General features: G+C 58.3%; 4 protein-coding genes and 2 tRNA genes. 5 read left to right on the top strand and 1 reads right to left on the bottom strand.

Going from position 1 to position 5,271, the window contains the following annotated elements:
- Window positions 1-211: 211 nt before the first annotated feature.
- Together ACTHUY_RS10365 and ACTHUY_RS10360 are read left to right on the top strand one after the other, a co-directional pair.
- Complete coding sequence (locus tag ACTHUY_RS10365) at window positions 212-715, top strand: MarR family winged helix-turn-helix transcriptional regulator (RefSeq protein ID WP_441654124.1); 504 nt, start codon at window positions 212-214, stop codon at window positions 713-715.
- A 162-nt stretch (window positions 716-877) separates the two neighbouring features.
- Window positions 878-1,507, top strand: coding sequence for a DUF433 domain-containing protein (locus ACTHUY_RS10360; RefSeq protein ID WP_441675340.1), 630 nt, complete (start codon window positions 878-880; stop codon window positions 1,505-1,507).
- 140 nt (window positions 1,508-1,647) lie between these two features.
- Here the strand turns inward: ACTHUY_RS10360 and ACTHUY_RS10355 are convergent.
- A tRNA-Gly gene (locus ACTHUY_RS10355) sits at window positions 1,648-1,718 on the bottom strand.
- An 87-nt stretch (window positions 1,719-1,805) separates the two neighbouring features.
- On the opposite strand from ACTHUY_RS10355, the gene ACTHUY_RS10350 reads away from it, so the two are divergent.
- The 3 genes from ACTHUY_RS10350 to tig form a co-directional block, all read left to right on the top strand.
- Window positions 1,806-1,881 (top strand) — tRNA-Pro (locus tag ACTHUY_RS10350).
- 65 nt (window positions 1,882-1,946) lie between these two features.
- The gene (locus ACTHUY_RS10345; protein WP_441654122.1) at window positions 1,947-3,293 is read left to right on the top strand and encodes a cation:proton antiporter; all 1,347 of its coding nucleotides are present in this window, start codon (window positions 1,947-1,949) and stop codon (window positions 3,291-3,293) included.
- 381 nt (window positions 3,294-3,674) lie between these two features.
- Window positions 3,675-5,271 (top strand): trigger factor (gene tig, locus ACTHUY_RS10340; RefSeq protein WP_441678683.1); only part of this gene is annotated, 1,597 nt, incomplete at its 3' end.

Raw genomic sequence — 5,271 nt, 5'->3', positions numbered from 1 at the left:
TAGTCAATGCAAAGTCCTATTCGTCGGGCCAGGAGAGAGGACCTCTCAAGGCTCTGCCGGTGGCAGAGGTAATCTCTTCTATCGCAGTCCCTCGATAGAGAAGATCTGTGGTGAAGCGAATTCCTGCCACCAACAAAAATATGTTGCTCCACAGACTATATAGTTGAAAGATCATCTATGCAACAGATTAATTTTGCGTAAGATGGTCAGCATGACAAAAGCCGCGACACATGGAATAGATCTTGAAAGTACTCCACCCGGGGAACTCGGATGGAACCTTGGCATGGTCTTGCGTGGCTACCAGTCCCTCTTTGAAGTCGCTGTCGAGGGCATGCCCTCGGGTATTCGCGGCTTCCAGATTGTTTCCGCGGTCATTCACCGCGACCCGCCCAGCCAACAGGCCCTCGGGGCACATCTGGCCATTGACCGAACCGTCCTGACCTACCTTATTGATGACCTAGTCAAAGCTGACGTCGTCGAAAGGATCCCAGCACCCTCAGATCGCCGGGCACGCAAGATCGTCGCAACTGACAAGGGGAGGGAGCTTCTAGAAAAATACGAGGAGCGCGTCGCCCACATGGAGTCCGATCTGCTTGCGGGCCTAGGCGAAGCGGACAGGAAGACGCTCACGACTCTGATTGGTAGGTTGGCGATGGACATCCACCGTGCGCAACCCGGATCGATTCCCTGTGAGGCAATGGATCACCTCCCCTAGGGGGAGAGATGGCTATCCTTGGTGCATGACCTGGCATCGGCATCTCGCAAGTTCACCGCGTGAGCGCCTCCGTCTTCCGAAAGCCTGACGAGGCGCGGTCCGAATGTGATCCTTGGGAGGGCCTAGCTACGCTGTGTTCTGTAGGGGACCGGAGGTGGGCTTATGTTTTCCCGTCAACTGGCATCCGTGCTTACCGGGGTGACGATAAATGAGCTCCGGAGCTGGGCAAGTAAAGGCCTGGTCGTTCCCGAAGTGCGCGAGTCCAGAGTTCCGCTCTACTCGTTCCGTGACCTCGTAGTGCTCCGCTACATTGCATGGCTTCGACACGAGGTGTCGTTGCAGAAGGTCGGTAGTGAATTCATGGATCTGATCGTTCTTGGCACAATGGAACGCCCTTCTACGTACTGGTTCGGATCCGACGGAGTCTCAATTTGGGTGGAAAGCCATGAGAGTGAGTACTCCGTCGATCTTGCCGATGCGAGTCTTGAATCGATGAGTGTCTCCTTCGATGAACTGTCAAAGGAGTTGCTTAACTCTCACGGTGACCATGTCGTAAATTTTCGACAACCCTTGCCAAGCATTGAGGTCGATGCTCGCCGCATGGGAGGGATGCCGACCATCGCCGAGACGCGGATACCGTACTTGACCATTGCGTCGTTAGTGGCGACAGGCGAGATCAGGCCTGAGGAAGTTGCGAACTATTACCCCGGGGTGTCCGCCCAGGCCGCTCGGGAGGCGGTTGCCTTCGATCGGCAAGGTAAGCGCGCCCAATATCGGTCACCGGGACTCTAACTACTCCAGTCACTGCTCTTGCAGGTAGCAACTGTGGGTTAAGTGTCGAGTTTGAGCCCACGTGGGTGGAGTAGCGGGGGAGCCTGTCTGAGTGGTGGCGGGAAAAGAGAATCCCCGGCGTGATGCCGGGGATTGTGCGGAGCGGGTGACGAGAATCGAACTCGCACTATCTGCTTGGAAGGCAGAGGCTCTACCATTGAGCTACACCCGCACGGCTTAGAGAGTATCAAGATTCTGGCCTCGATTTCCAATCGGCCGAAGCGACCCACTAAGATGAGTTCGTCCCGCTAAGCGGAGACGGGGTGTAGCACAGTTGGTAGCGCGTCCGCTTTGGGAGCGGAAGGTCGCAGGTTCGAGTCCTGTCACCCCGACCAGTGAATATCAGAGCTGTTTTCTGATAGGTTGGCCGATCGAATACACGACCCGGAGGTAATAACGGGTGAACGTCGACATCATCACTTCCCTGTTCTTCATTGTTTTGGCGGCTTTGGCCGCCCCAATCATCAGCAAAATGGTCCCCAAGAAGGCCCTGCCCGAGGTTGTGGTTCTCCTCTTCCTCGGTGTTCTCATCGGCCCTCACGCGCTATCGATAGCGTCGGAGAGTGCGTCGATCGAGCTAATCGCGGAGCTAGGGCTTGGCTTCCTGTTCCTGCTTGCGGGCTATGAGATCGACATCAAAGAGTTCAAAGCTCGCGGCGGAGTAGTGGCAAGTTTCACTTGGGTGTTCTCTTTGATCCTTGCTTTCGGAGTTACTTATCTCATCTTTGAGCTTCCACCGTTAGGCATGGAGGGTGCGGCGATTGCGATCGTCATGACCTCCACGGCTATCGGCACCATGTTCCCGTTGCTGAAAGAGCGGGGTGTTCTCGAAACCCCGATCGGTAAGAGCGTCATGACTCACGGCGCTGTCGGCGAGATCGGCCCGATTCTGGCTATGGCGGTGCTGCTGTCGGTGCGAAGCGAATGGCTTTCGCTCCTTATCGTCATTCTCTTCATCGTTGTCACGATCATCATCGGTCTGGTGCCGACCCGAGCTCGCAGGGCCGGTGGCGTTGTCCTGAGGTTCCTGCACATGGGAGCCGAGTCGACAGCCCAGACAACCGTTCGCGGAACCGTTGTTCTTCTCGTAGGACTCATTACGCTTGCCACCGTCCTTGAACTCGATATTGTTCTCGGTGCATTCGCTGCGGGCTTCATTGTTCGCCAGGCCCTCCCGCAGGGCAGGCAAGAGCTAGAGAAAAAGCTTGACGGTTTGGCCTACGGTTTCTTCATCCCGGTGTTCTTTATTACGTCCGGTATGCACATCGATATCGCTGCCGCGCTCGAAGAGCCCATCATCTGGGTTGTTTTCCTCATCCTTTTCATTCTCGTCCGCGGCATCCCCGTCTTCCTTGGAACCTTTGCACAGACGTTCCGTCACGAACTGAATCTGACAATGGGGGACAGGGTCGTGACAGCCCTCTACTCCTCGACAGCGCTACCGATCATCGTGGCCGTCACCTCGATTGCCGAGGATGCTGGAGCGATGACGAACGAGATTTCCTCAAGCATTGTCCTGGCGGGTGCCGCCTCCGTTCTCATCCTCCCGCTTATCGCTGCAGCCATTCCGATCTCCCAAGCAGAAAAGAAACGCCACCCAGCGGGAGGGCAGGTTGCCCTTGGTGTTGACGACGATGGCACGGTCCGCGACGCAAAGGACCCGGCAGCACCAAAGGACGTCCTTCCAGCAGCCCACAACGTGGCCTGGGACGAGGATGACCTTGAGCTTGATCCTTCGGAGATCTAGGAGCTCAACCCTTAGAAGAACTGGGAGCTTGACCCTTCGGAGATATGGGAGCCCAGTCCTTCGGAGATATAGGGATCAAGCCGCGGTCAGTCGCGGAGAAGGAACGCCAGTTAGTCTCGCGTGTACTCCCACGTGCAGTGCGGAACCGCTGCCCTAACGGTCCGTGAACGAGCTATCGGGCCATCCGTGATCGTTTCCTGGATCGTTGCTGGACGTAATCCCGGATTGCGGCTGTTTTGAGAGTGGGATAGGCAACCTGTGGGGCCAGACAGTGGGAATTGACGGCTTCTGTGTCGTAGAATAACCCGGTATGTCTGCAGTAAATGCAGGTGAAACGTGAGGTGGCAGCCTGCCACACCGTCAATGACTGGAGTAACTTTCGTGAAGAGCAACGTTGAACAGCTCGAACCGACCCGCGTCAAGATCAGCGTGGATGTCGAGTACGACGAGCTGAAGCCGGCCGTGGACGCCGCGGCAAAGAAGCTGAGCCAGCAGGTCAACATCCCTGGCTTCCGTCGCGGCAAGGTCCCGACGCGCGTCCTCGAGAGCCACATTGGCCGCCCCGCCATCATCGAGCAGGCAGTCAATGACTCCCTCGACGGCTACTACCAGCAGGCGATTGTTGAGAACGAGCTGGACCCGATCGGTCAGCCCGAGGTCGACATCACCACGTGGCCGAACATGGAAGGTGCGCCCGGCGGCACTCTCGTCGTGGAGATCAGCGTCGACACCCGCCCGGAGATCAACCTCCCCGACCTGTCCACCATCACCCTGACCACCGACAAGCCGGTTGTCACCGATGAGGACGTCGACGCCAGCCTGACGGAGATGAGGGAGCGCTTCGCTACCCTCAAGTCCGTTGAGCGTCCCGTCCAGGCCAACGACTACGTGTCGATCGACATGGAAGCCAAGATTGGCGACGAGGTTGTCGACTCCGTTTCCGGTATCTCCTACCAGCTCGGCTCCGGCAAGCTCCTCGAAGGCATCGACGAAGCCCTCGAGGGGCTCCAGGCCGACGAGACCACGACCTTCAAGTCCACCCTTGCCGGTGGTGACCACGAGGGCGAAGAGGCCGACGTTACCGTGACCGTTCAGTCGGTCAAGGAGTCGGAGCTCCCCGAGGCTGATGACGACTTCGCTCAGCTCGCTTCCGAGTTCGACACGATCGACGAGTTCAAGGCCGACCTGCGTGCCTCCGTCGAGAAGACGAAGCTCACCGACACCGTTTACGCAGCTCGTGACCTCCTCCTTGAGGAGCTCAACAAGCAGCTTGACGTTCCCGTCCCTTCCCGCATCATCGACGCAGAGATCAAGCGTCACCTTGAGGCAGAGGGTAAGGAAGTTGGCGACCCGCACGGTGACGAGATTCGCGAGGATACCGAGAAGCAGTTCCGCGATCAGATGATTCTTGACGCCATTGTCGAGAAGCTCGAGGTCGAGATCGGCCAGGACGAGCTCCTCGAGTTCATGGTCCAGCAGGCCCAGATGTACGACATCGAGCCGAACCAGTTCATCCAGGCAGCAGCCCAGACCAACCAGGTCTCCGCTTTTGCCGGTGAGCTCACCCGCAACAAGGCTCTGATCCTTTCGCTCCGCGAGGTCAAGGTTGTTGACCAGGACGGCGAGGCAATCGACGTCAAGTCCGTCATCGACGAGAACGAGGGCGTAGACGAGGACGTTGAGGCTGGCGCTATGGCTGCCGCTGCCGCAACCGACGAGCCCGTCGCCGCAGAAGAGGACACCGCGGTCGTTGAGGCCGAGGTCGTCGAGGAGAAGGCCGAGGAGGCCGCCGAACCTGAGGCTCCTGCCAAGAAGGCCCCGGCGAAGAAGGCTCCTGCGAAGAAACCGGCCGCCAAGAAGCCGGCCGCCAAGAAGGCCGACGACAAGGCTGAGGACGCCACAGAGGCCGAGGAAAAGGCTCCCGCCAAGAAGGCCCCGGCGAAGAAGGCGCCCGCCAAGAAGCCTGCTGCAAAGAAGC

It is taken from the genome of Flaviflexus sp. (assembly GCF_052087705.1).
Lineage (GTDB): Bacteria > Actinomycetota > Actinomycetes > Actinomycetales > Actinomycetaceae > Flaviflexus > Flaviflexus ciconiae.
This window is presented reverse-complemented; position numbering and strand designations above follow the sequence as displayed.

Coding starts and splice junctions, on each gene's coding strand:
- ACTHUY_RS10360 (WP_441675340.1), top strand. CDS start 878: ATGTTTTCCCGTCAACTGGCATCCGTGCTTACCGGGGTGACGATAAAT.
- ACTHUY_RS10365 (WP_441654124.1), top strand. CDS start 212: ATGACAAAAGCCGCGACACATGGAATAGATCTTGAAAGTACTCCACCC.